This window comes from Parazoarcus communis SWub3 = DSM 12120, from assembly GCF_003226565.1.
Taxonomy (GTDB): domain Bacteria; phylum Pseudomonadota; class Gammaproteobacteria; order Burkholderiales; family Rhodocyclaceae; genus Parazoarcus; species Parazoarcus communis.
On the sequence record NZ_QKOE01000105.1, the window covers coordinates 1 to 564 of the forward strand.

Annotated in this window: 1 protein-coding gene; it reads left to right on the forward strand. The window is 69.3% G+C overall.

Going from position 1 to position 564, the window contains the following annotated elements:
• The coding region (locus DNK49_RS23255) for an FAD-binding protein (RefSeq protein WP_207807114.1) at nucleotides 1-564 on the forward strand (564 nt) is incomplete at both ends.

Below are 564 nucleotides of genomic sequence, written 5' to 3' on the forward strand. Positions count from 1 at the left end.
CGGCCAGCAGCGCAGGCAAGAACATGCTGCCGCGGGTGGCGGCGCAGCTGGATGTGGCGCAGATCAGCGACATCGTCGGCATCGAAGCGGCCGACACCTTCGTGCGCCCGATCTACGCCGGCAACGCACTGGCCACGGTCAAGAGCGCCGACCCGATCAAGGTCATCACCGTGCGCAGCACCGCCTTCGAAGCGGCGGGCGAGGGCGGTACCGCCGCAGTCGAAGCGATCCCGGCCGCCGCCGACCTGGGCCTGTCGGCGCTGGTCGGTCGTGAGATCACCAAGAGCGCCCGCCCCGAACTGGGTGCGGCCAGGATCATCGTGTCCGGTGGTCGTGGCGTGGGCAGCGGCGAAAACTACCACGCCCTGCTCGAACCGCTGGCCGACAAGCTGAGCGCCGCGCTCGGTGCCAGCCGGGCCGCGGTCGATGCGGGCTATGTGCCCAACGACTACCAGGTGGGCCAGACCGGCAAGATCGTAGCGCCGCAGCTGTACATCGCGGTGGGCATCTCCGGGGCCATCCAGCACCTGGCGGGCATGAAGGATTCCAAGGTGATCGTGGCGA